This is a genomic window from Marinomonas sp. 63XJN7_7_ISO-PGPR-S23-202 (genome assembly GCF_056173505.1).
Map to the genome: position 1 here is coordinate 551,513 of NZ_CM149677.1, position 21,828 is coordinate 573,340.

At 42.7% G+C, this 21,828-nt stretch carries 25 protein-coding genes; 19 read left to right on the forward strand and 6 right to left on the reverse strand.

All coding sequences use genetic code 11. From position 1 onward, the window contains the following. Positions 1–45 precede the first annotated feature (45 nt). The gene (locus AC0VYG_RS02455; protein WP_475430770.1) at positions 46–1,134 is read right to left on the reverse strand and encodes an AbrB family transcriptional regulator; all 1,089 of its coding nucleotides are present in this window, start codon (positions 1,132–1,134) and stop codon (positions 46–48) included. A 156-nt stretch (positions 1,135–1,290) separates the two neighbouring features. Between AC0VYG_RS02455 and AC0VYG_RS02460 the strand changes: the two genes are divergently transcribed. Beyond that, a complete protein-coding gene (locus AC0VYG_RS02460) occupies positions 1,291–1,680 on the forward strand; it encodes a septal ring lytic transglycosylase RlpA family protein (RefSeq protein ID WP_475430771.1) in 390 nt (129 codons plus the stop codon). 14 nt (positions 1,681–1,694) lie between these two features. Here the strand turns inward: AC0VYG_RS02460 and AC0VYG_RS02465 are convergent, their stop codons facing one another. Beyond that, complete coding sequence (locus AC0VYG_RS02465; protein WP_475430772.1) at positions 1,695–3,329, reverse strand: EAL domain-containing protein; 1,635 nt, start codon at positions 3,327–3,329, stop codon at positions 1,695–1,697. Between the two features lie 535 nt (positions 3,330–3,864). Here AC0VYG_RS02465 and AC0VYG_RS02470 point away from each other — a divergent pair. The 7 genes from AC0VYG_RS02470 (at position 3,865) to AC0VYG_RS02500 (ending at position 8,669) form a co-directional block, all read left to right on the forward strand. Then, positions 3,865–4,686 (forward strand): DUF6597 domain-containing transcriptional factor, encoded by an 822-nt coding sequence (locus tag AC0VYG_RS02470; protein WP_475430773.1) that lies wholly within the window; start codon positions 3,865–3,867, stop codon positions 4,684–4,686. 50 nt (positions 4,687–4,736) lie between these two features. Further along, positions 4,737–5,228 carry a bifunctional 3-hydroxydecanoyl-ACP dehydratase/trans-2-decenoyl-ACP isomerase gene (gene fabA / locus AC0VYG_RS02475; RefSeq protein ID WP_475430774.1) on the forward strand — a complete coding sequence of 164 codons (492 nt, stop codon included), beginning with the start codon at positions 4,737–4,739 and terminating at the stop codon, positions 5,226–5,228. A 147-nt stretch (positions 5,229–5,375) separates the two neighbouring features. After that, positions 5,376–5,606: a Trp family transcriptional regulator gene (locus AC0VYG_RS02480; protein WP_199477489.1), complete on the forward strand. Its 231-nt coding sequence runs from the start codon at positions 5,376–5,378 to the stop codon at positions 5,604–5,606. Continuing rightward, entirely contained in the window at positions 5,603–7,012 is a 1,410-nt protein-coding gene (locus AC0VYG_RS02485; RefSeq protein ID WP_475430775.1) for an anthranilate synthase component I family protein, read from the forward strand. The genes AC0VYG_RS02480 and AC0VYG_RS02485 overlap by 4 nt, the downstream gene beginning before the upstream one ends. Before the next feature lie 11 nt (positions 7,013–7,023). Continuing rightward, positions 7,024–7,686 carry an anthranilate synthase component II gene (locus AC0VYG_RS02490; protein WP_475430776.1) on the forward strand — a complete coding sequence of 221 codons (663 nt, stop codon included), beginning with the start codon at positions 7,024–7,026 and terminating at the stop codon, positions 7,684–7,686. 169 nt (positions 7,687–7,855) lie between these two features. Next, on the forward strand, positions 7,856–7,972 hold the full coding sequence (locus tag AC0VYG_RS02495) for a DUF4160 domain-containing protein (RefSeq protein WP_475430777.1): 117 nt from the start codon (positions 7,856–7,858) through the stop codon (positions 7,970–7,972). A 184-nt stretch (positions 7,973–8,156) separates the two neighbouring features. Further along, entirely contained in the window at positions 8,157–8,669 is a 513-nt protein-coding gene (locus tag AC0VYG_RS02500; RefSeq protein WP_475430778.1) for a ferritin-like domain-containing protein, read from the forward strand. Positions 8,670–8,717: 48 nt separating this feature from the next. On the opposite strand, the gene AC0VYG_RS02505 is transcribed toward AC0VYG_RS02500, so the two are convergent. After that, entirely contained in the window at positions 8,718–9,470 is a 753-nt protein-coding gene (locus AC0VYG_RS02505) for an ElyC/SanA/YdcF family protein (RefSeq protein WP_475430779.1), read from the reverse strand. Positions 9,471–9,588: 118 nt separating this feature from the next. Here AC0VYG_RS02505 and AC0VYG_RS02510 point away from each other — a divergent pair, with 118 nt between their 5' ends. The 5 genes from AC0VYG_RS02510 (at position 9,589) to AC0VYG_RS02530 (ending at position 13,410) form a co-directional block, all read left to right on the forward strand. Further along, complete coding sequence (locus tag AC0VYG_RS02510) at positions 9,589–10,053, forward strand: GNAT family N-acetyltransferase (protein WP_475430780.1); 465 nt, start codon at positions 9,589–9,591, stop codon at positions 10,051–10,053. Continuing rightward, the gene (locus tag AC0VYG_RS02515; protein WP_475430781.1) at positions 10,050–10,733 is read left to right on the forward strand and encodes a GDSL-type esterase/lipase family protein; all 684 of its coding nucleotides are present in this window, start codon (positions 10,050–10,052) and stop codon (positions 10,731–10,733) included. Before AC0VYG_RS02510 ends, AC0VYG_RS02515 begins: the two co-directional genes overlap by 4 nt. Positions 10,734–10,744: 11 nt before the next feature. Then, positions 10,745–11,593, forward strand: a complete 849-nt coding sequence (gene dapF, locus AC0VYG_RS02520; RefSeq protein ID WP_475430782.1) for a diaminopimelate epimerase — start codon at positions 10,745–10,747, stop codon at positions 11,591–11,593. A 145-nt stretch (positions 11,594–11,738) separates the two neighbouring features. Continuing rightward, on the forward strand, positions 11,739–12,533 hold the full coding sequence (locus tag AC0VYG_RS02525; protein WP_475430783.1) for an endo alpha-1,4 polygalactosaminidase: 795 nt from the start codon (positions 11,739–11,741) through the stop codon (positions 12,531–12,533). 43 nt (positions 12,534–12,576) lie between these two features. Further along, positions 12,577–13,410 carry an AraC family transcriptional regulator gene (locus AC0VYG_RS02530; RefSeq protein ID WP_475430784.1) on the forward strand — a complete coding sequence of 278 codons (834 nt, stop codon included), beginning with the start codon at positions 12,577–12,579 and terminating at the stop codon, positions 13,408–13,410. A gap of 20 nt (positions 13,411–13,430) precedes the next feature. On the opposite strand, the gene AC0VYG_RS02535 is transcribed toward AC0VYG_RS02530, so the two are convergent. Then, on the reverse strand, positions 13,431–14,021 hold the full coding sequence (locus AC0VYG_RS02535) for a LysE family translocator (protein WP_475430785.1): 591 nt from the start codon (positions 14,019–14,021) through the stop codon (positions 13,431–13,433). A 210-nt stretch (positions 14,022–14,231) separates the two neighbouring features. Here AC0VYG_RS02535 and AC0VYG_RS02540 point away from each other — a divergent pair, with 210 nt between their 5' ends. Continuing rightward, positions 14,232–15,077: a thermonuclease family protein gene (locus AC0VYG_RS02540; protein ID WP_475430786.1), complete on the forward strand. Its 846-nt coding sequence runs from the start codon at positions 14,232–14,234 to the stop codon at positions 15,075–15,077. 51 nt (positions 15,078–15,128) lie between these two features. After that, a complete protein-coding gene (locus AC0VYG_RS02545) occupies positions 15,129–15,428 on the forward strand; it encodes a Dabb family protein (protein WP_475430787.1) in 300 nt (99 codons plus the stop codon). Positions 15,429–15,928: 500 nt separating this feature from the next. Here the strand turns inward: AC0VYG_RS02545 and AC0VYG_RS02550 are convergent, their stop codons facing one another. Further along, positions 15,929–16,618 carry a type 1 glutamine amidotransferase domain-containing protein gene (locus AC0VYG_RS02550; protein WP_475430788.1) on the reverse strand — a complete coding sequence of 230 codons (690 nt, stop codon included), beginning with the start codon at positions 16,616–16,618 and terminating at the stop codon, positions 15,929–15,931. 292 nt (positions 16,619–16,910) lie between these two features. On the opposite strand from AC0VYG_RS02550, the gene AC0VYG_RS02555 reads away from it, so the two are divergent. Further along, positions 16,911–17,816, forward strand: a complete 906-nt coding sequence (locus AC0VYG_RS02555) for a LysR family transcriptional regulator (RefSeq protein ID WP_475430789.1) — start codon at positions 16,911–16,913, stop codon at positions 17,814–17,816. Between the two features lie 117 nt (positions 17,817–17,933). On the opposite strand, the gene AC0VYG_RS02560 is transcribed toward AC0VYG_RS02555, so the two are convergent. Further along, on the reverse strand, positions 17,934–18,518 hold the full coding sequence (locus AC0VYG_RS02560) for a BON domain-containing protein (protein ID WP_475430790.1): 585 nt from the start codon (positions 18,516–18,518) through the stop codon (positions 17,934–17,936). A 362-nt stretch (positions 18,519–18,880) separates the two neighbouring features. Between AC0VYG_RS02560 and AC0VYG_RS02565 the strand changes: the two genes are divergently transcribed. The 3 genes from AC0VYG_RS02565 to nhaC all read left to right on the forward strand — a co-directional run bounded on the left by AC0VYG_RS02565 (position 18,881) and on the right by nhaC (position 21,796). Next, positions 18,881–19,399, forward strand: a complete 519-nt coding sequence (locus AC0VYG_RS02565; RefSeq protein ID WP_475430791.1) for a hypothetical protein — start codon at positions 18,881–18,883, stop codon at positions 19,397–19,399. Then, positions 19,392–19,949: a cysteine hydrolase family protein gene (locus AC0VYG_RS02570; protein WP_475430792.1), complete on the forward strand. Its 558-nt coding sequence runs from the start codon at positions 19,392–19,394 to the stop codon at positions 19,947–19,949. Before AC0VYG_RS02565 ends, AC0VYG_RS02570 begins: the two co-directional genes overlap by 8 nt. A 326-nt stretch (positions 19,950–20,275) precedes the next feature. Then, entirely contained in the window at positions 20,276–21,796 is a 1,521-nt protein-coding gene (nhaC, locus tag AC0VYG_RS02575) for a Na+/H+ antiporter NhaC (protein WP_475430793.1), read from the forward strand. The last annotated feature ends 32 nt before the right edge of the window (positions 21,797–21,828 follow it).

Here is a 21,828-nt window from a genome sequence, read left to right on the forward strand (position 1 = left end):
AAAAACCACGTAAAAAAGCGTGGTTTTTTTATGCTTCGAAGACGTTTATAGTGCGGTTTCATTTGGCTGCTTGGCAGACAACCAGCGAGCAAGCAAAGGCCCAGCAATCAATACCAAGAGAAAGCGTAAAATTTGCATTGTCATAACGAAGGCGACATCGGCATTAGTGGAGGCGGCGATAATGGCGACGGAATCGGCTCCTCCTGGGCTAGTGGCCAGAAAAGCGGTGAGTGGGTCGATGTCAGCAAAATATACCAACAAAATAGCAAAGCAGCCATTGAGAAAAAGCAACGCCAATATTGAGCCTAATACATAAGGAAAGACTTTAACGGCGTGGCGCACGACTTCCGGGGAAAACCGAAAGCCAATTCCCCAGCCCAATATGCCATAGCTGATGGTTAGATACCAAGTAGGTAATACAATGGTTAATAGTCCTGTGGCTTTCAGTAATACCCCTAAAGCAATCGAAATGAGCAACGGGCCACCAGGTAAGCGCAGCTTCACTCCGATATAAGAGGCAATACAGATAAGTAACAAGGTGAACCCAAAGCCCTGCCATGAGCTGACTAAGAGCCAATTGCCGACAGTATGACTGGATGTTGAGCTGACATTATAGATATGAGCAACGACGGATGCTGCAACCACGCAACAGGCCACTCGTAAATATTGCATCATGGCAACCAGTCGCATATCGGCACCATACGCCTCGCACATAAGGGTCATCGCCCCGGCGGCACCAGGGGAAGAGCCCCAAATTGCCGTGGTGCCTGGTAGTAATCCGGTGCGGCTTAATAGCCAGCCAAGGAAACTCGATGCTACGACCGTGGATAAAGTACCAAGTAAAAAAACAGGCCAGTCTTTAGCGACCTCAGTATAGAGGTTTAGAGGTAGATGAGAGGCAATCATGAAGCCAAGTGAACCTTGCGCTAATAGAAAGACAGGCTTGTGGAGTCTTAACCTTGCGCCTCTTACGGTAATGAATATCGCGGCAATCATGGGGCCAAGTAATAAGGCTGCTGGTAAGTGGAACCATTCTAAAAAGCCACCGATGAGACTGGAAAGGACAAATAGCAGAATAAAAGACTGATATTTGGGGATGTTTTCTAGAAGATGATGTGGTTTGTTGGTGGTCATTAGGCTGATTTTTCGATCAATGAATAAAGTAATGTCCAAGGGTTGTATGATGGAGCATACCTTAAATATTGGCGAAAAATGATATTAAAAAGTAAACTGTCTTAAAATATTCGCATTCTATAATTGCTCATATTAAATCTTCAAAATGGAACTTCTATGTTTAAAATTACTGTCGTTAGTTGGATTGTATTGCCCTTGTTACTATCTGCCTGTGCTAGTGCCCCAATGACACATTCTGAATCGCGAGGCTTCGTAGAGTATGGTAAAGCTAGCTACTATGCGGATAAATATCAAGGTCGAAAAACAGCCAGTGGACAGCGTTTTAATCAGCATGCATTAACCGCTGCTCATAAGCGTTTGGCATTTGGGTCTAAGGTTAAGGTGATTAACCTAGCAAATGGTAAGAGTGTAGTGGTGAGGATAAATGATAGAGGACCTTACAGTAGTGGTCGTATTATTGATTTAAGTAAAGCAGCTTTTAAACGTATTGCTCACCTTCATCAAGGTGTTATTAATGTGAAAATCATCGTTTTGTCTTCAAAATAGAGAGAATGGTTTAATCACTTAATGGTGCTGTGTTTAAGGAGTTTTGTTGTGTTTTTTCTGAAAGACGTTTGTTTTATGATTTTTGTTTCTAGGTATTTTTCTAATTGGTCTGTTTTCATTGGGCGGGCAAAAAACCAGCCCTGTCCCGTCGTTTCAGGTGACAAAGTTTTGAGATAGTCTAATTGCTTTTGTGTTTCTATGCCTTCAAAAACCACTGTCACATCGAGCTTTTGTAGCATAAGAAAAATGGCATTGAGCATGTTTTGATTGATAGACTCCGTGCCGATGGACTGAGTGAAAATTTTATCTACTTTGATTTCATGAGGGTGTATCTTACTTAACCAAGACAGGTTAGCATAACCTGTACCAAAGTCATCTAATGATATTTTATAGCCGATTTTAGTAAACTCCGACACAGCTCTTTCAATCAAGTCAAGGCCATCGTTTGTTCGTTCGGTGACTTCGAAAATAATCCTATCATGGGCAATGTGATAGCGTTCTGCTTGCTCATTAATGAAATGTATAATTTTGCCTTCCGATATATTCTTCATAGACAGGTTAATGCTTAGATTTATGTTTGGGTATTTCTTCATGATGGGCGACATGTCTTGAAAGGAGCGATGAACTACCAAATAGCTTAACTTTTCCATAAGGTCATGCTTTTCGGCCAAACTGATAAATACATCAGGAGGGACTTTTCCAAAGGTTTTATCATTCCAGCGGGCAAGTGCTTCCACTCCAGTCACCTGGAGTGTCATAAGGCAGACTTTGGGTTGATACTCTAGATGAATATCGCCATTATTGATGGCTCTTTTTAAATGTTGCAACAGAGACTTGTGTCTCGTTCTAGATAAAAAAAGAATATAACTTAGTGTCAGTCCAGCGATAATACTCACTATAATAGCAACTAATAAATTGCTATCTGATAGACCTAATAATCCCATTCTATTATTTTGAATAATAATGCACTGATTTTTATTTGAACAGACTTTTTCTGTCATGCTTGTCAAAGTAGAACCCGTTTTTGCTTTAATTAATTCTTTAGATGATATATCACCGTAATGTCTAAAAATATAATTAAATGTTTCGAGTTCAAAAGCGACATTGTTGTTATGATTTATTTTGTAATAGTAGTTGTTTAATAAGTCTCTTTTAATTGAGAGCAAGGTGTGACCAATGCTAATCATATTGACAGTTATTTCTTTAGTGAATGGGTCTGGTATATTTTTCCAATGCTTAAAATTTTTCGTTAATGTTTTTGATTCTTTTGGGAGCGGTATGGGGGTTTTTAGTACACCCCAGCTAGCAGAACAAATAATTTGATTGTTTTTAATGTGAGCAATATCCTTAATGTATTTGTCTTTCCATAAGGCATTTCTCATTTTATTAAGATTTTTTTGTGAACAGAGAGGGCTATTGTCTCGTTTTGCACTAGATAAAGCCGACATTACCTCATTGTGCAGCGCTTGGCTTTCCAAACTCATTTTGTCTAAATCAGAGTAGAGATTTTTTTTATCTTCATTGAATAAAAAAAAATGAATCAGTGTCAATGTAATTAGGAACCCCAGAATGGCAGGAAACACTAAGCATGGCCATTGAGAGGCTTTTGATCGCTTTACACCAAGTGAGAAGATGTTGGGCTGGGTCATCCGTTTCTGGGCCTATTAGAAGCGTTATTTTTTTGATAATTGTAAAAAACTGTATCTATTCTAAATAGTTTTTTGTTAATTTATGTGTTTTTTTACAAAAAATAACATTTTTGTTTTGTTTCTTAAAACCTTCCTTTTTAACACGAGTGTGTTTTCAATACGATAAGTGGGTCTTTTTACTGGTCATGTACACAATGTGCCGCTGCGATTAGTGCATTAGTAAAAGAAGGCGGATTATTATGGACGGGTGTCTTGGATGGTTGGAGCACTTCTATTGGTGCTGTCTATCGCTTCTAAGGGCTGATATTGGCTGACCATTCGATGGAATCCTTGCTCTATATTGCCCTCGACCACGTATGGGTTTTGCTCTTTATACTGGGCCCGAAATCGTGGACCAAACCTAAGATGGATAAAAGCATTATAGCGATTGGTTAAAATTCGTGTCGGGTTTGAACAGCGATCTAAGTTATAGGTTGCTTTTCCATTTTAGTTTTATACTAGCGACTTCATACAAAGGTCTCTAATAGGATTATTTTTGCAAGCATATCAAACGCGTTATCAATCTTTTCAGCCAACGTTAACGAATGCGGGGCAAGAGCAATTTGGATTAAAGTTACAAACCCATAAGCCTTGTTTCGCCTTGGCGGATGACGTGTATGCTTTTGTTGAAGTAAATACCGACCATCCTACTCGGTATCCTATCGTACCGGATGGTACCAATATTTTGTTTTTCTCTGCGTGTAGAGAGCTATTTGGAGGAACTCAATCTTCCATTTTGGATGTACCTTTAAATGCATTGGATGGACCCTATTTTGGTATTTGGTTTCTGCCTGGAAAATTGCGAAGTTTTTTTAATGTGGATGTCTCTGAGGTCACTGACCAGCTCGTCCCATTGGATTTTTTAGACAGTAAAGTGTTTTTATCTTTGCAAGAAGGCTTATATGAGAAGGCATCTTTTAATGATCGGGTTAACTACTGTGAAAATATACTGATAAAGCATACTCAATCGATATCTTTCCCTGATAAATTAAAACACGCTCAGAATATTATCTATCAAGAATGTGGCAATATCAGTATGGCGCACTTATCGAGCCAAGTCGGTTGGAGCCATCGTCAGTTGAATCGACAATTTTTATTGCATACAGGGCTGACTAGCAAGGCATTTGCTCAGACCATTCGTATTAATCACTTTTTAAAGCGTTGCTCGCAAGATGATGCCCCGTATCTTCATCATGGATTGGACCTTGGTTTTTATGACCAATCGCATCTTCTAAGGACCACGGCTCAGCACAATGTAATGTCGCTTTCTCCTGTTTCCCAGCAATTCATGTCCAATTTTTACAAGCCTCGCTCCTAAGCAACTTCCATACTCATCGCAACGGATTCTTAAAAAAGTATGAGGTGAATATGAGGTTTTCTAACACGGATATTATTGCTATGTCAGAAGGGGATTTCTTTGGTGAGGGCAACGCACAATTGCCTAGTGATCAGATGTTGATGATGGATGAAATTTCACATATTGACGATTTTGGTGGCCAATACAATAAAGGCCTATTGATCGCGAACTTAGCCATTCGGCCTGATCATTGGTTCTTTGCCTGCCATTTTAAAGGAGACCCTGTCATGCCGGGCTGTTTAGGCTTGGATGCACTTTGGCAATTATTGGGCGTATTTTTGGGTTGGTCTGGTTTACCCGGTAAAGGCCGTGCATTAGGCGTAGCGAAAGTACGCTTCTCAGGGCAAATTTATCCAGACGCTAAAAGCATTGAATACCAAATTCATATTAAACGTATTATCAAAAAGCCCTTAGGAATGGGGATTGCAGACGGTTTTGTCTTGCTTAATGGTAAAGTGATTTACGAAGCAACGGATTTGAAGGTGGGACTGATAAAAGCCTAGTTGAAGGGTGGCATTTTGTTCTTTGCTCGTGCTCTGACAAAAAGCATATTTTTCACGATTGTTTCTCTTGCTTCCCTATCTTAAAAACTATAATGTACTAGTGCATGAATACAAAGTCCTTTTGAAAAATCATAAAGAGTGCCGCCTATGCAGGACTTGATCCAGTTTTTATCCGAAGTTGATGATGCATCTGTGTTGGAGAAGCGTTTAAAAGTGCTACTGACACCGAATGAAATTAGTGAAATGGTGAGCCGTTTGAAGATCATTGCGTTGTTAGACGAAGGCGTGCCACAGCGAGACATCGCGAAACAATTAGGCGTAGGTATTGCTACTGTGACCCGTGGTTCCCGAGCATTGAAGGAATTAAAAGAGATATGAGTCAATCTAATAAAAAGCCGGAGCGTATCACGCTACCGCGCAAACCTAAGTACATCACTATCAGTTCAGATTGTGATTTTTTTGATTTATTTAAAAAGGTTGAGAAGCGTTTCGACAACTGTTTTATGTTGGAATCTCTTGGTGAAGAGAGCTTTATTTCCCGCCATTCTATTATTGGTTTTGATCCTGAAAAATTGATCTGGGCACAAGACAAGCAGCTGTTTATTCAAGAGCGCGATGGCTCGACAGAAGCTTACGAGTCTGACAATCCATACTATTTGCTGCGTGATATCGTACCGCAGAATATTTTGTCACGGGGCTTTGCGGGCGGATTAACGGGTTATCTTGGTTACGACAGTATGAATTATTTTGAGCCCACATTGGATCTACAATCGAGTGATATGTTTGATGCGTTCCGCTTTGGTTTGTTTAAGGATGGCTTGATCTACGACAAAATGACGGGTGAGCTATTCTACTTTTATTACGATGACAATCGAGTAGAACTGGTGAACCACATGATGGCAGAACCAACGCCTGAGAATGGGGCTTTTGTGGTCACGCCGGCGGGGGAGTCCATGAGCAAAAGTGACCACGCCGATGCCGTCGCCAAAGTCAAAAAAGACATTATTGATGGCAAAATTTTCCAATGCGAAGTGGGCTTTAAAATGTGGTTCGACATGGAAGGCGATACCATTAACTTGTACGAGCAATTGCGAGAAGTGAACCCCTCGCCACAAATGTATTACATCAAGTTTGGCGAGCAAAAAGTCATTGGTGCTAGCCCCGAGTCACTATTCCGTGTACGCCAGGGGGAAATGGAAACCTTTCCGCTAGCGGGTACAGCGAAGCGTGGTATAGACGAAAAAGAAGATGTGGCTTTGGCTCGCGCTTTGTTGAACGACCCAAAAGAAATTGCTGAGCACAATATGATTGTCGATTTACATCGTAATGATATTGGCCGTGTGGCGCGTTTTGGTACGGTGAAAGTGCGCAGTTTGATGGACATTAAACGTTTCAGTCATGTTCAGCATATTTCCAGTGAAATTGTTGGCATCATGGCAGAAGATCACGATATGTTCTCGGCCTTGGCGAGTAATTTTCCGGCGGGGACCTTGACGGGGGCGCCGAAAATCGAAGCCATGAAAATCATCGACGACTTGGAAAATGACGGCCGAGGCCCTTACGGTGGCGCGGTTGGCCAGTTCTCTTTTAATGGCGATTGTATGTTCGCGATTCCCATTCGTACCGTGTTTGCTAAGGGTAACAAAGCCTATGTGCAAACTTGTGGCGGTAACGTATATGATTCAAACGCCGAAGACGAGTATGAAGAAATTCAACGTAAGTTTGCTGGTACCCGCCGTGTACTGGAAAGCTTTGCGCCAGCGAACCATCAAGCTAAGGTTTAAGGGAAGGTAACATGAAAGTTTATATTATCGACAACTACGATTCCTTTACTTACAACCTATATCAGTTTATTGGTGAAGTGTTGGAAACCGAAAAAAGTCGTGGCGACATCAGCGCCTTCGAAGTGATCGTGAAGCGTAATGATGAAGTGACCTTAGATGACATTCGCGATGCGTCGCCCGATCGTATTATTATTTCTCCAGGACCGGGTTCACCAGACGATAAAGCGTATTTTGGTGTCTGTGCCGATGTGATTTTAGAATTTGGCAAAACCATTCCCTTAATGGGGGTTTGCTTGGGGATGCAGGGTATTTGTCATGTATTCGGTGGTAAGGTTGTGAAAGCGCCCTTACCAATGCATGGGAAGACTAGTCCGATTACCCATAATGGACAAGGCATCTTCCATGATATTCCAGACCAACTAGAAGTAATGCGCTACCATTCTCTAATTGCCGAAGCGGAAAGCTTTCCAGAGGTGTTAGAAGTCACCGCGTCGGTTGGCGACTTGCAACTAGCGAATTTTAATAATCTAGCAAGGATTCATCAAGGCGGGCAATTCGAGCTGATGGGCGTGCGCCATAAGGAATACCCGATCCAAGGGATTCAATTCCATCCAGAATCCTTTGCGACAGAAGGCGGTAAGGATTTGATTAAGAATTTCTTATTTCAGGTTTGATAGGAAAGACATAGTCTTTGATGCGATAAAAAGCAGTGTTCAATTATGGGCGCTGCTTTTTTTTGTGCTTACAAAACATATTTGTCTCTTTTGAGAAACTTTTCTACCGTTTCATGGATGTTATTGAAGAGGGGGGGTAAGGATATCTGACATCGATGCGTTATTAGAGTTGTCATTTTGTTTTTTTGATAATCAACAACACGAATTGCCTCAGTTACATGTGAAATATGGCGATTACGAATTTCACATCTCTATTTATAGAGAGCAAATTATGCAAAAGCAGTGAAGGGTGAACTAGCTAATTAGCTACGTGATCTCTTTATAAACGCTAAATCACGCCTCAGATCAATCAAAGGGCTTTTATCTCTGGTAAAAATAGTCCGATGGGTCTATTTGATAAGAAGAGCTGATGGTTATAGGCGTGTTGTCTATGACTGTGAATAGGTTTGGTTGCTAAGAAGGAGAAGATTATGAATCTTAAATCATTGTTGGCAAGTGGGGTTGTTGTATTGTTAATGTCTGGTTTGCCAATTGCTGCTTTTGGTGAAAGTTATGGTGCGGCGGGAGCGAAAAGTATGTCTGATAAATCGTTTACTCTAGAGCAGATGTTGCGTTTTGCGATTGAGGATGAATATCTCGCAAGAGGAGAGTATCAAAAGATTATCGAGACGTACGGCAGTCGCAAACCTTATAGCAATATAGTAAAAGCGGAAGAGCGTCATATTTCTTGGTTAGAGCCACTTTTTACAAAGTACGGCTTTGCTTTACCGGCGGATAAAGGAATGGAAAGTGCGGTATTGCCAGCCACTTACCAGGAAACCTTTCCCATTGGTGTTACCGCTGAAATCAATAATATTGCTATGTATGAACGCTTTTTAAAACAGGATTTACCGAGCGATGTTAAGGATGTGTTTATACGTTTGCGTGATGCTTCAAAAAATCATCTAGCGGCGTTCCAAAAGTTTCAAACTAGGTTTCAGTAAGTTACGGAGAGGCTAGCGGAGGTTAGCCTCTCTTGATTTCAGATTTGTTTAATTTGTTATTTCCCCTTTTATCCATTGCCAGGTCCGACCAATCCATTCATAAAAGGCGCGCTCACTTTTGTGCGCGTCAGTGGCGTTAATTTGCCAATCGCTTTGTTCTGACCCTAAAAACATAGCGGGGGCAGGGAAGACCTTAATTCCTGCTCGATGGAAAAAGATCACCGCCCGTTTTAAATGGGATGCTTCTGTGACTAAGGCGACACGTTTGCCCTTCAATTGTGGTGCCATCATGTTGGCTTCGTCTTCGGTGTCTTTTGCTAAAGGGAATATGGTGATGCGATCTGCGCTAACCCCTAATTCTATTGCGGCTTCTCGCATCAGCTCCGCATGGGATTTGCCAATCCCACCAGAATACCCCGAAACGAATAATTGCGCGGTGGGATTAGCTTTTAAAATGCGTATTCCTTCTTCAAGTCGAAATAAGGCACTGTTTCCCAGTTCCATTACCACTGGCGTGTTGGTGAGGCGTTTATGGGCACTGCCAAGCACGACCACAACATCCACAGGTTGCTGAATATTAAAGACGGGGTAATCGTGTTCCACAGTGGCAATAAGTCGATTGGCGACGGGACTCCAGCTGGTCAAGCCTAATAATAGTATCGCGCAGCATAAAAAGAGCTTGGCGATTCTAGGTCGCTTATTGATCAGAAAAAAAGCAAGGCACATGATCACCAAGGTGAGTGGAATGGGCATCAGCATCATGCCGATGAATTTTTTACAATAGAAAAGAATAAGGCTCATGTTGTTTGTCTTGATGGAAAACGCCATTCTACAAAAGACGAATAGTAAAATCAGTATGATCTCTTATAAGATGAAACCTTTGCACGATATGTTAGAGGCCATTTACTAAGGAAACACCATGTACGCCATTCACCAAGCCGTTTTACCAAAGGATAACGAAAAAGTACTGTCTATTTTTCGTGAATACATTGCTGCGGCGCCAGTCAACTTGGATTACCAGCAGAATGAACAAGAGTTTGAACATTTGGCAGACAAATACGCGCTGCCTGATGGGATCGTTTTGCTGATTAAAAAGCAGGATGAAGTTGTGGGCTGTGGTGCTTTTCGTCGAGTGGATGAGACTGTCTGTGAGATGAAACGCGTCTATGTACGTCCTAGTGAACGCGGCCATCAATTAGGTGAGAAGCTGGTAACTCAGTTAATACAATACGCAAAGGAAAGTGGCTACCAGAGGATGTGCCTTGATGTATTGGCCGACTTTGGCACGGCTAGGCGCTTATATATTCAGTTAGGGTTTGAGCCGTGTGACCCTGTGAGTTACAACCCCATTCCAGGGACACATTTTTTAGGACGCAATCTATGATAAATGAGCGTGACTTATTAGCCTTAACGCCAGCGCCTCAAGACGTTGATTGGTGGCTGCCTCGTCATGAACAAAAGCTGGCAGAAAAAGCCGCAATGGGTAGAGTAGATTTGGTGTTTCTTGGTGACTCCATTACTCAAGCATGGGAAGAGGAAGGGGCGGATGTTTGGGAAAAATTTTACCGTCCACGAAATGCATTGAATCTTGGCTTTAATGGCGATAAAACAGAAAATGTTTTGTGGCGTCTTGAACACGGAGAAGTGGATAATATTCAGCCTAAACTCTTGGTTTTGCTGGTGGGAACGAACAACACTGGTCATCGCCAAGATGCGCCAGAACAGACAGCATTAGGTATTAAGACAATCCTTCAGGTGTTGGCTAACAAGCTCCCAAACACGAATATTTTACTGTTGGCTATTTTTCCGCGTAGTGCCAAACCCACGCAAAAACTGCGTCTTCTTAACGATAGTGTTAATGCCTTGATTCAGGGCTATCAGGATAATGAACGTGTTTTCTACCTTGATATTAACCAACACTTTTTAGATGACAAAGGGCGCTTGAGTCGTGACATAATGAATGATTTTTTACACCCTAATGCCAGTCAGTATGCCGTTTGGGCAGATGCTATCGAGCCTTATGTTGATAAGCTGATGACAGATGTTAAAAGAGATGATGGTTAAGGAGAAGTTATTTGGAGTTTCGTAAGTATCATGCCCTTGGTAATGTGTATTTAGTGGTGCCGCCAGAGTCGTTTCTAGATGAGCCCGCTGCTTTAATAATTAAGAACATGTGCCATAAGCATTACGGAGTGGCTTCTGATGGTGTATTGATTGGCCCACTTCCTTCTAAGGTCGCGAATTTTGGATTGCGTATTTTTAACCCTGATGCCAGTGAAGCAGAAAAAAGTGGTAATGGTTTACGGATCTTTTGTCGCTCCTTGTGGGATCTAGGTCTTGTCAAAGACAAGCCGTTTACCATTGAAACCAAAGGCGGTGTGGTAAAAGCGCAAGTGCTGGAGGAGGGGCGTCGAGTCAATGTAGAAATGGGTAAGGTGTCTTTTATGAGCCGAGACATTCCAGTATGGGGTGAGCCCCGAGAAGTCTTACTGGAAAATTTAAATGTCATGGGGTTGAACCATGTGTTCAGTGCGGTGACGATTGGTAATCCCCATTGTGTGATCTTGAGCGAAGCACCCACCGAGACCATGGCAAAAGAGTTTGGTCCATTGATCGAACACCATCCTGATTTTCCGAATCGAACGAATGTGCAATTTATGCAAGTGATTGACCGCAATCACATTGTGATTGAGATCTGGGAGCGTGGGGCAGGCTATACGCTGGCTTCTGGTAGTAGTAGCTGTGCGGCCGCCGCCGTGGCATACAAGTTAGGGTTATGTGATTCGTCGATTAAAGTGATGATGCCGGGAGGGCAAATAGACATAGATATTGCTGCGGACATGACTGTCTCGATGAGCGGGAGTGTTACGTCAGTATGTCATGGTCAGATTGATGATGAATGTTTGTCTCAAGTATTCCACTAAAAACGGTTGTTTGTGATGTTGTGCAAAGGTCTCCATAAAACTATTTCCCTTGTTTATAAGCATAAAGCCTCATAAGAGAGTAGAGTGAAGCTTACGACACTCATATTGTAGGCTTTTTCGTCTTGCAGGAAACAGGGAATCCAACATGCGCGCATTACTTATTTCAATAACGACCTTGCTTTGCAGTGTTCCCTCGCTTTATGCCGCTGAGAATTGGTATAAACCGCCTGTGTCTGCAACATGGCAATGGCAGTTAGATGGGGTCGTTAACGAAGGCTACAATGTGGATCTATATGATATTGATTTATTTGATTCCCCCGTAGCGCTGATTCAACGCTTGCACGCGTCAGGTAAAAAGGTGATTTGTTACTTTTCGGCTGGTTCTTATGAAGATTGGCGACCTGATGCGGCTGAGTTCGCCAAACAGGACTTGGGGAAAACGTTAAAAGGTTGGAATGATGAGCGCTGGTTAGATGTTCGATCTGAAAACGTACGAAGCATTATGTTAAAACGTTTAGATCTTGCTGTTAAAAAGGGCTGTGATGGGGTGGAGCCGGATAATGTGGACAGCTATCGAACGAATACGGGCTTTTCATTTCGCCAATATGACCAATTAGCCTTTAATCGCTTTTTAGCAAAGCAAGCCCATGAAAGAGGGCTGGCAATAGGGTTGAAAAATGACCCTGATCAGGTTCGGGCGCTAGTTAGCAATTTTGATTTTGCTGTTACCGAGCAATGTTTTGCTTTTTCAGAATGCCGCTCTTTTAGTGTTTTTATTAAACAAGGAAAACCTGTACTGAATGCGGAATACCGAACCAGCTATGTGAATAATGCTGAAGATAGAGCGGCCATGTGTAAGGAATCTTTGGCCATGCAGTTTAGTACGTTAATTTTGCCTGTTAAACTTGATGATTCTTTTCGTATAAGTTGTCAGCCCTAAAAGGGCAAGAGTCGGGAACATTTTTGATGGAGGTAAGCTGCATATGACACCGTCTACCCACCCTATTTTCTGGCGAGATGCTGCTTTGCCTTATATTGAGTTACGCCAAGTTCTGGAGGGGGAAAGGGTACGTTATTCTCCTCACACTCATCAAGAGTGGTCGATCGGTGCCGTCCTCAATGGGCAAAGCGAGTTCTTTTGTGATGGCAGGTTACATCAAGTAAAAGCAGGCAGTTTGGTGTTTATGAATCCGAATGTGGTGCATGCTTGTAACCCCCGTCAAGATTCCCCTTGGGCCTATTATATGATGCATATAGAGCCAAGTTGGCTGGCGAATGTGCTTTATCAGCATGGTTTAAGGTCTGTGGGCGATTGGCAAAATACTCGTCTGGATACTTTGACGAGACAGTCTTTTTATCAAGATTTTGTTGCTTTATGCCAAGCTATTATGTCCCATCAGTTGACCGTTATGGAAAAAGAAGTCTTACTCATAGACTACGTTGTCGCCTTATTTCGTTATCTGGATACTCGCGATGGAGGAGAGGAAACCTTGTTGCCACCGAATCGACTGTATCTTGTGGCGAGCTATTTAGATCAGCACTGTCTAGAAGAGATGTCGCTGGATCTTATTAGCGAGAAATTTGGCTATAATACAAGTTACTTAGTTCGTGCTTTTAAGCGTCATTTTAATATGACACCCCATGCCTATCGTTTGAATCGACGGGTTCAACTGGGAAAACAAGCCCTTAAACAAGGTCAGGCGATTTCTTCCGTTGCGCAGACGGTGGGATTTAGTGACCAAGCGCATTTTCAGCGCGTCTTTAAACAACGAGTGGCTGCAACACCGGATCAATATCGCCGTTCCATATCATCTTAAGTCTTATCAACCTCAGAGGATTAGACCACGAGTAACAAGCAGCTGGCCGCCAACAGAACGGCAAGTGTTTTGTTCATCAAACGCATTTTTTCGGGGCTTTGGAAGTATTGTCCAAGCACGATGCCGATCCAAACCCACATTCCTAAAGATAACCAGCAAATAGGCAAGTATAAGCCAGCAAAGGTGACAACTTCGAATGCTTTTGCACTGGGAATGTAAGCGGCGATGCCTGAGAGGGAAGCCAACCAGGCTTTTGGATTCAGCCACTGCATGACAGCGCCCGTCATAAAGGTAGGCGCGTTTTTATGACTATCAGCGTCTAATCGCCCATCATCTATGAATAATTGAAAACTTAGATAAAGCAAAAACATGATGCCTAGCCATTGTAATACTTGAGTAATCCAAGCCAGATGACTGATCAAATAATGTAGACCAAAACCAATTACTAAAAATAAAGCGACAAAGCCCAGTGTCGCGCCAGTAATAAACCGTAATCCTGTTTTCGTGCCATAGCGGGCACTGCCACTTAGTGAGACAAGGTTAACTGGACCAGGAGATAAAGAGGCCGCTAAGGCGAACAATGACATAGAAGTGATTAGAGATAAGGTCATAGCGTATTCCAAAAGAGTAAAAATCGATGACGACTATCCCTTTTGTTATCTCTTGAGTATTGAACAAAATTGACCTTAGGGTGGGTTTGGGAGGATTTACCGCTATAAAGTTTATGTATTAATTTTTCTGAAAAGGCAGTGTACAGAGGCTGTGGAAAGGCGCAATCTAGCCATGATAAATCGTTTGTTTCCTGTACAGGAGGAATGGAAATGTCATTTCGAGTAATTAAAGGATCTTTTCATATAGTGGGTTATTCGCCGGATGGCGACTCTGTTCGCTTCAAAGCGGATGACTTAGCGCAGTGGGATTTGTTAGAAGGCAGTAAAGTGCGTCTGAACAAAAAGGAGCATGCCCAGCTGCGAATTGAAGCCATCGATACCTTAGAAACCCATTATAAAAGCGAGCACCAACCTGCTGAGTGGGCGGATTCTGCCACGCAATATTTGTTGAAGTTACTAGGAATTAAAAACACTCAGTGGAATGACTCTCGAAGTCGAGTAGTGTCCGCAGACGATGGCGTCCCAGGTTATATTATAACGCGTATGGCCGAGCGCTATGGTCGCCCTGTAGCATTTGTGTTTGCTGGCGAAACCGAATACGAAGACGGACAGACTATCTTTCTGGATAACCGCATCGCAAAAACCTCGGTAAACTTTAAAATGTTAGCAAAAGGGTTCGCTTATCCAACGTTTTATGATGGGCTTTTCTACGATTTAAGAGCACGTTTTGCCAAAGCAGCTATAAAAGCACGATCGGCGAAAAAAGGCGTATGGAGTGAGGATAAAACCAACCGTTTTATTAAAGTAGAATCGCTAAGCAACCTGACGGATGAATACGTGATATTGCCTAAGTTGTTTCGACGACTCGTCACTTATATGAAAGCCCATGATACCTTTGATGCTCATGCCTTTGTTGAATCCTTGAAGGAAAAACAAGAAAAAGTATTGGTGTTGAGTGACTTGCATTTTACCCATTTAGATAACCTGATAGAAATTGATGAAAAAGGCCGCATTAAATTAGCACAAGTGCCAGAAAACTTGGTTTTCTTGAGTTAGCCCTGATATTAATAATCAGTAAGCAAATGATCGATTAGGAGCTAAGACGTTATGATTCGCCATGTGTTATTTATAAAGTTTAAAGAAGAGGCTACGGCAGAAGATATCTCAACTTGTTTTGGGAATTTTGAAGCGATTCAGCATCAGGTTAAGGGGATTGAATCGGTAGAGTGGGGCGAAAACTCCAGTTCAGAAGATCGTAATAAAGGTTATTCCCATTGTGTATTGATGACATTTGTTGATCAAGCTTCCCTTGATAACTACCTGCCACACCCAGAGCATATGGCGTTAAAGGCACAGCTGGGGCCCATAATGGAAGATATTATTGTGTTTGATTACAAGCTGCCATAATTGTCGTGTTATTCGTTAAAAACCAGACGGATGTCTGGTTTTTTTGTTTTAAAAGCACTCTATTAGGTTAGGCAGCATAAAGCCAGTAATAAGCGGCGCTTGCGATTAATATAACGGCCATGTCTTTTTCTCCCGAAGGTCAAAATGTTATCAGTCTTTGCTATATGGTTAGTATACGAGGTGGCAATATGACGTGCTATAGAATGACATTTGAATCAATAATTGATCCAATTATTTAAAAAGAATCTGCCCATTTTTTGTCATAAATGAGATTAATGGCAAAATTAGCAAAGAGATGGACTCGTTAGTACTTAACTTTAATCCTGTGCCTTTCAAAGAGTGAGGGGTTTCAACGCTAAGGTGAAAAAGTACTTTGCTTGTATGAAGATGTCAGCATCAAAAAGCCCGTCACTCAATCAGACTTTGAGGACGGGCTTTTTAGTTGGATAAATAAACCAATCCGTTATTGGTTTATTTTTTCGAGCGATCGAGTCAATTCACTATTTTGCTAGTTGAGCCAGTAGTTTCTCTGCCACAAGCTCTGAACTCGCTGGGTTTTGACCTGTAATCATCAAACCATCTTGCACAGCAAAAGGTGTCCAGCTGTCTGCATTTTGATAGTCCGCACCACGTTTTTTCATTTCGTCTTCAAGCAAGAAGGGCACCACATCGGTAAGCTGTACCGCTGCTTCTTCGCTATTGGTAAAGCCTGTGACGACTTTATCTTTAATGAAGTAGTCACCTTTGCTGTCTTTAATGTTTAAAAACGCGCTTGGGGCATGGCAAACAGAAGAAATTGGTTTGTTTGCTTGGACAAAACTTTCAATGAGTGCAATAGACTCTTCGTTGTTGGTTAAATCCCATAGTGGACCATGACCACCTGGGTAAAAAATGGCATCAAAATCATCTTGTTTCATATCGCTCAATTTATGCGTGTTGGCGATGACATCTTGCGCCATTTTGTCTTCATAAAAGCGTTTGGTTGCTTCTGTTTGGGCATCCGGTGCTTCACTGTTTGGGTCGATGGGAGCCTGGCCACCTTTTGGTGTCGCAACCGTCACTTCAGCCCCTGCATCAATAAAGGCGTAGTAAGGAGCGGCGAACTCTTCTACCCAAAATCCTGTTTTGTGACCTGTATTACCCATTTCTGAGTGAGAAGTGAGAACCACTAAAATTTTGTTCGTACTCATTATTATGACTCCTTGTTGGTGTCGTGAGACTGTTGCAACGACTACTGCGCTTGCCAATACTTTGTTAAAAACAGACTCAAAATGCTCATTTATAGGTATAAACTCCGCTTTTTCGTCTTTTTTTGCCGTGTCTTGGCGTCGCTCGTGACATCGTGCAAAGGTCTCGTCGGATTGATCGTTAAGTTGTGGTCAGTATAGAAGGCGTTTAGCAGTTTGAACACAGGAATAAAGTTGACTTCATTGATCTAATAATTGATACAATTGCTAAGTCAGTTGCAGATAAGGGGCATGTATGGACATTTCGTTCGAGCAGTTAAAAAGTATGGTGGTGTTTGCTCAAGTAGTGGAACAAGGCAGCTTAACTTCGGCCGCGAAAGCGATGGGGATTTCTCGCGGCGTGGTGAGCTATCATTTGAAGAAGCTAGAAGACCAGCTTGGGGTTGTGTTACTCAATCGCACCACTCGAAGTTTGTCGCTAACCGATACGGGAGAGGCCTATTATCAGCGTTGTCGCACCATTGCTTTTCAGGCCAATGAAGCCAATCTGCAAATAGAGCGATCAAAACAAGAGGCCGTGGGTAAGTTAAAAATCACCTGCCCGGTGAATTTAGGGCTGCAAGTTGTGGTACCTGCCTTGAATGAGTTCCGTCGTTTGTATCCTTTAATTGAACTGGATGTGTCATTAAGTGATGAGGTCGTTAATATCATTAAAGACGGAGTGGATCTTGCTATCCGTGGTGCGCCATTGGCCGACTCTGGATTACAAGCCAGTATACTGGCCTCGTTTGAAACCTATTTATGTGGCTCGCCTGAGTACTTTCGTAAGCGAGGGACGCCTGTTCAGCCTCAGGATTTGTATGATCATGATTGGGTTGTGTATAAGCCAGCAGCGAACTCTGTTCATCTGAGCCAAGGATCACGTTCTTATAGTTTATCGGTAATGGGCAAGGTCAGTACTAATAATGCAGCGGCTAGGACGATGTTTTTGGAAGGGGGAAATGGTATAGGGCGTATTCCTGTATACGATGCCAATCCTCGTATTCAAAAAGGCTTGTTAAAGCGTATTTTGCCAGACTATCGTTGTACTGATATTGATGTATACGCCGTGTTTCCGCCAGGATCCTCCCGTGCTAAAAAGCTGCGTTTGCTGGTGGATTTTTTAAAAGCAGAGTTCGGACGTATTGCAAGTTCTTTGTGAGGAGAGGGGATAAAAATAAAAGAGGGACAAAGCAGTGAACAAGGTAAAGCGCCCATCTACGATGGGCGCAGAGAAGGCTTGCGCTCTGTGCTTAACGTATTTAATCGTTATCGCTTATTAAGCGGCTATGGGGGCGACTTTAAGCTCATCTTTCACTTGTTTTACATCCGTTGTGTTACGTGCAATCTGCACGGCTAGCTGTTTTTCGGCATCGCTTTTTACATTCCCTGTGAGGGTGACGATGCCTTTATCGACGTCAATGTGTATTTTGGTTCCTTCTATGTTTTGGTTCCATAAATAGCGGGTTTTTAATACGGTCGCAATTTTCGTATCGATCAAGGTACTTTTGGCTTGATCTGTCATGCTGTTCTTATCGGCGCCCTCTGGTGAGTTTGCGGGAGTATCCGCAATGGTGATGTTGTTTTTTACGCCTTTGACACCTTGTAAACCTTCGACCAGTTCGCCTGCAAGGTCCTTATCGGTGCTATTATCTATGGTACCCGTTAAGGTCACCACACCATTTTTTACGCTGGTTTTGATATGAAAGGCGTTAACGTGTTTATTGAATAATAAAGAGGCTTCCGCTTTGCCATCAATCCACGCGTCTTTCGCCCGGTCAGTCCAGTGATCATTTGTTTGGGCATGCGCTGCGCTAGCGGTAAGTGCTGATATGAAAAGGATGGACATGATTGTATTTTTCATAGTGCTCTCCTTGTTTTAGAAATGGCCGTAAGGTGACGGAAGTTATTTTCTGTCTCGCGACCTATTATTTGCGGTGAACAATTTGCTGTGAAAAACTTTCTATGAAAAGCCATAGCGATGATCGTGCCAATATATAAGTGCTTGAAATTAAATGATTTTGCTTTTATTGGTTCATTGGGTCTTATTACCTTTTTACAAAACGAATTGTAAAAAGGAGGTGTCCCGACTTAGTTATTGCAAAAAATTGGCGTCTTCTGATGGTTTGCCCTGATTACGTGCGTGAACTTTTGCTTACTTTTCGGTGTAATTCGCTGCTATGGTTGAGGGTATTCCGTTTTTGATTGTTATCACTAGGGTCTTTCATGTTGCAAAAAATCGCACTGTGCTTGTTCGTTGGCTGTTTTGTTCATTTGGCGTGGGCTGATCAAGAGATGGAAAAGGCTGAGTCTAAGGGTCATGCCTCCGCTAAGATGACCGCTGTGAAGAAGGCCGAAAAGGCGGCAAAGACCGAAGTTGCGAAAACGCCAGTCACGGAAAGTCAGAGCGAAGCGAGTAAGAGCAAGGCCCTAACCAAAGACTCGATGAAGACCGTGTTTGAGCTTGAGCGTAGTGTGGCTATTCTACAAGTGTCCAGTGCTTCTTTAGAGGATGTGCAAGATCTGCAAAAGCAAATCGATAAACTGAAACATCACTTTGCTATAACCTCGTCCATTGTTGACAGAATGAACCTGCTATCGGGGGTGATTGTCTTACTTCTTATGGTGATTTTAGCCCTGGGTTGGTATATATGGAAACTGTCTAAACGTTTGTCTTTATATTCTAGAGTAGACTTTTCTGTAAACGAAAAAACAGTGAAAGAACAAGGAGACAGCAATGGTTAGTCAGACGGCATTGCTCATTATTGATATGCAAAATGGTATGGCCTGGCCGCAAGCGGGAGAGCGTAATAATCCTGATGCGGAACGAGAGATTGCGGAGCTGTTATCCCATTGGCGTGTGAACAATGCGCCCATTGTGCATGTTCATCACTTGTCGCGGGAAGAGGATTCTTTATTTTGGCCTGAGCAAGAAGGGGTCATGGTGCAAGAAGCCTTTATTCCGTTATCGGGGGAAAAGGTTATTGAGAAATACGTGCCTGATGCTTTTACTCACTCGGATTTGCAATCATGGCTGGAAGGCCAGCAGATTGATCGGTTAGTGGTGGTGGGAGTCAGTACCAACCACTCGATTGAGTCGACCGTTCGAACCGCTGGGAACATCGGCTTTACGACCTATGTCGTCAGCAGTGCTTGTTTCGCGTTTTCTACATTGGATTTTGATGGGCGTGAGCGCAGTGCAGAAGAGGTTCATGCTATGTCATTAGCCAATCTTCATGGTGAGTATGCGACGGTGATTTCTCAAGCGGATGCGTTCGAGCTTCTGGAAACTTAAGCTTGTTTGGTGGCATATCGATTCGTTACTAAATGGGTTAGGCTGTTATCAAGGTATCCTTTTGGTGCGCGCGAGTATTTTCTCTTCAACGTTTTAAATAAAATTGTACTATTCGAAACTATTTTGAATTCAAAACAATTTCGCAAAAAGCTTCTCCTCTCGTATTAACTGCTCTGATTTGGCAAAAATCTAAAAAGATATATCAAAAATGGCTTTTTATAGACAATAAATCCTATTTTCTGAATAATATTGCTTCGTGGTCAAAGCTTTTTCTTTTCGCTACACTAGTCATATGTATGTGAAAAAGTGCAATTAAGGAAGCTTTTATGACTGAACAAAATCAGGATACTGGGATTAGTCGTCCGGGTCTGTTGCTTGCCCTGACCCCTGTGGTCTTAACACTTATGGTATTAGGGGTGCAGATTTTTTATTTTGGTGACTTCACCCCGCACATTCCGCTTGCTATTGGTCTTGCGCTTACTTCACTCGTTGGTATAAAGCTTGGTTTTAAATGGAAAGACATAGAAGAAGGGGTCTTTCACGTTATCCATATTGCGTTACCCTCCGTTTCGGTGCTGATTTGTGTCGGTATGATTATCGGTGTTTGGATCGCGAGTGGTACGGTACCGACTCTCATTTACTATGGTTTAACCATCCTGTCTCCACAGATCTTTCTGGTTGCCGCCATGCTGTTGTGCTCTGTTGTATCTGTTTCGCTGGGGACCTCTTGGGGGACAGTCGGAACCGTAGGTCTTGCCCTCATGGGCATTGGTGCAGGGTTTGATGTGCCTGTGTACTGGACGGCGGGTGCTGTTGTTTCTGGTGCTTTTTTCGGGGATAAAATCTCTCCGCTGTCTGATACCACTAACTTGGCTCCAGCGGTCACGGGGACCAATGTGTTCTCCCATATAAAAAACATGATGCCAACGACTCTGCCTGCCATGATAGCGGCCATGATTATTTACTTAGCTGCTGGTTTAATGCTGGTGCATGATGGCGATGTGTCTTTTGCTAAGATTAATAGCATTACGACGGAGCTGCAAAAGCATTTTGTTATCTCTCCTTGGTTATTGCTCCCCGCCTTGTTAGTCATTGTCTTAGCCGTTAAACGTATTGCTCCCATTCCTTCGCTATTTGCCGGTGTCGTGGCCGGTGCGATAACGGCTATGATTGCGCAAGGCAATGGTATTCACGAAGTGGTGACCTTTGCTAACAGTGGCTACACTATTAATACCGATGTGCCAGCCATTAATAGCCTGCTGAACCGTGGTGGCATCCAATCTATGATGTGGACTATTTCTCTTGTACTGATTGCTTTAGGGTTTGGTGGTGCATTGGAGAGAACCGGTTGTTTAGAAACCATCATACTGGCGATCTTGACTAGGATTCATAAGTTTAAAGACATTCAAACCGCTGCCGTTTGTACCTCTATTTCGACTAACTTAGTTGCAGGTGATCCTTACTTATCCATTGCCTTGCCTGGCCGTATGTATTCTCCTGTTTATCGTGGTATGAAGTACTCCACTTTGAACTTATCCCGTGCGCTTGAGGAAGGGGGAACCTTGGTGTCGCCACTGATCCCTTGGAATGCGGGTGGGGCTTTTGTGATCAGTGCGTTGGGGCTGGGAATTTCGGACGGTAATTTTGAAAACCTTCTGTATATTCCATTAGCGTTTGCGTGTTGGTTGTCGCCTGTATTGGGGATTCTTTATGCTCAGCTTGGTTTCTTCTCACCCAAGGCCAGTAAAGAAGAATTGGCTCAATGGAAAGAGCAGGGTGAGGATTCACTAACACCTGAAGAAGCTCGTGAGAATGCTGAGGAAACATTAGCGTCACAGCAAACCTAACGCTTGCTTAGGTGATTCTGATCAAGGCCTCT

Excerpts from the sequence above, each read along its gene's own strand:
- AC0VYG_RS02560 (WP_475430790.1), bottom strand. The coding sequence starts at position 18,518 with ATGAAAAATACAATCATGTCCATCCTTTTCATATCAGCACTTACCGCT.
- AC0VYG_RS02525 (WP_475430783.1), top strand. The coding sequence starts at position 11,739 with ATGCGCGCATTACTTATTTCAATAACGACCTTGCTTTGCAGTGTTCCC.
- AC0VYG_RS02545 (WP_475430787.1), top strand. The coding sequence starts at position 15,129 with ATGATTCGCCATGTGTTATTTATAAAGTTTAAAGAAGAGGCTACGGCA.
- AC0VYG_RS02555 (WP_475430789.1), top strand. The coding sequence starts at position 16,911 with ATGGACATTTCGTTCGAGCAGTTAAAAAGTATGGTGGTGTTTGCTCAA.
- AC0VYG_RS02565 (WP_475430791.1), top strand. The coding sequence starts at position 18,881 with ATGTTGCAAAAAATCGCACTGTGCTTGTTCGTTGGCTGTTTTGTTCAT.
- AC0VYG_RS02550 (WP_475430788.1), bottom strand. The coding sequence starts at position 16,618 with ATGAGTACGAACAAAATTTTAGTGGTTCTCACTTCTCACTCAGAAATG.
- AC0VYG_RS02480 (WP_199477489.1), top strand. The coding sequence starts at position 5,376 with ATGCAGGACTTGATCCAGTTTTTATCCGAAGTTGATGATGCATCTGTG.
- AC0VYG_RS02535 (WP_475430785.1), bottom strand. The coding sequence starts at position 14,021 with ATGACCTTATCTCTAATCACTTCTATGTCATTGTTCGCCTTAGCGGCC.
- AC0VYG_RS02540 (WP_475430786.1), top strand. The coding sequence starts at position 14,232 with ATGTCATTTCGAGTAATTAAAGGATCTTTTCATATAGTGGGTTATTCG.
- AC0VYG_RS02490 (WP_475430776.1), top strand. The coding sequence starts at position 7,024 with ATGAAAGTTTATATTATCGACAACTACGATTCCTTTACTTACAACCTA.
- AC0VYG_RS02500 (WP_475430778.1), top strand. The coding sequence starts at position 8,157 with ATGAATCTTAAATCATTGTTGGCAAGTGGGGTTGTTGTATTGTTAATG.
- AC0VYG_RS02455 (WP_475430770.1), bottom strand. The coding sequence starts at position 1,134 with ATGACCACCAACAAACCACATCATCTTCTAGAAAACATCCCCAAATAT.
- AC0VYG_RS02510 (WP_475430780.1), top strand. The coding sequence starts at position 9,589 with ATGTACGCCATTCACCAAGCCGTTTTACCAAAGGATAACGAAAAAGTA.
- AC0VYG_RS02460 (WP_475430771.1), top strand. The coding sequence starts at position 1,291 with ATGTTTAAAATTACTGTCGTTAGTTGGATTGTATTGCCCTTGTTACTA.
- AC0VYG_RS02515 (WP_475430781.1), top strand. The coding sequence starts at position 10,050 with ATGATAAATGAGCGTGACTTATTAGCCTTAACGCCAGCGCCTCAAGAC.
- AC0VYG_RS02530 (WP_475430784.1), top strand. The coding sequence starts at position 12,577 with ATGACACCGTCTACCCACCCTATTTTCTGGCGAGATGCTGCTTTGCCT.
- nhaC (WP_475430793.1), top strand. The coding sequence starts at position 20,276 with ATGACTGAACAAAATCAGGATACTGGGATTAGTCGTCCGGGTCTGTTG.
- AC0VYG_RS02505 (WP_475430779.1), bottom strand. The coding sequence starts at position 9,470 with ATGAGCCTTATTCTTTTCTATTGTAAAAAATTCATCGGCATGATGCTG.
- AC0VYG_RS02465 (WP_475430772.1), bottom strand. The coding sequence starts at position 3,329 with ATGACCCAGCCCAACATCTTCTCACTTGGTGTAAAGCGATCAAAAGCC.
- AC0VYG_RS02485 (WP_475430775.1), top strand. The coding sequence starts at position 5,603 with ATGAGTCAATCTAATAAAAAGCCGGAGCGTATCACGCTACCGCGCAAA.
- fabA (WP_475430774.1), top strand. The coding sequence starts at position 4,737 with ATGAGGTTTTCTAACACGGATATTATTGCTATGTCAGAAGGGGATTTC.
- AC0VYG_RS02570 (WP_475430792.1), top strand. The coding sequence starts at position 19,392 with ATGGTTAGTCAGACGGCATTGCTCATTATTGATATGCAAAATGGTATG.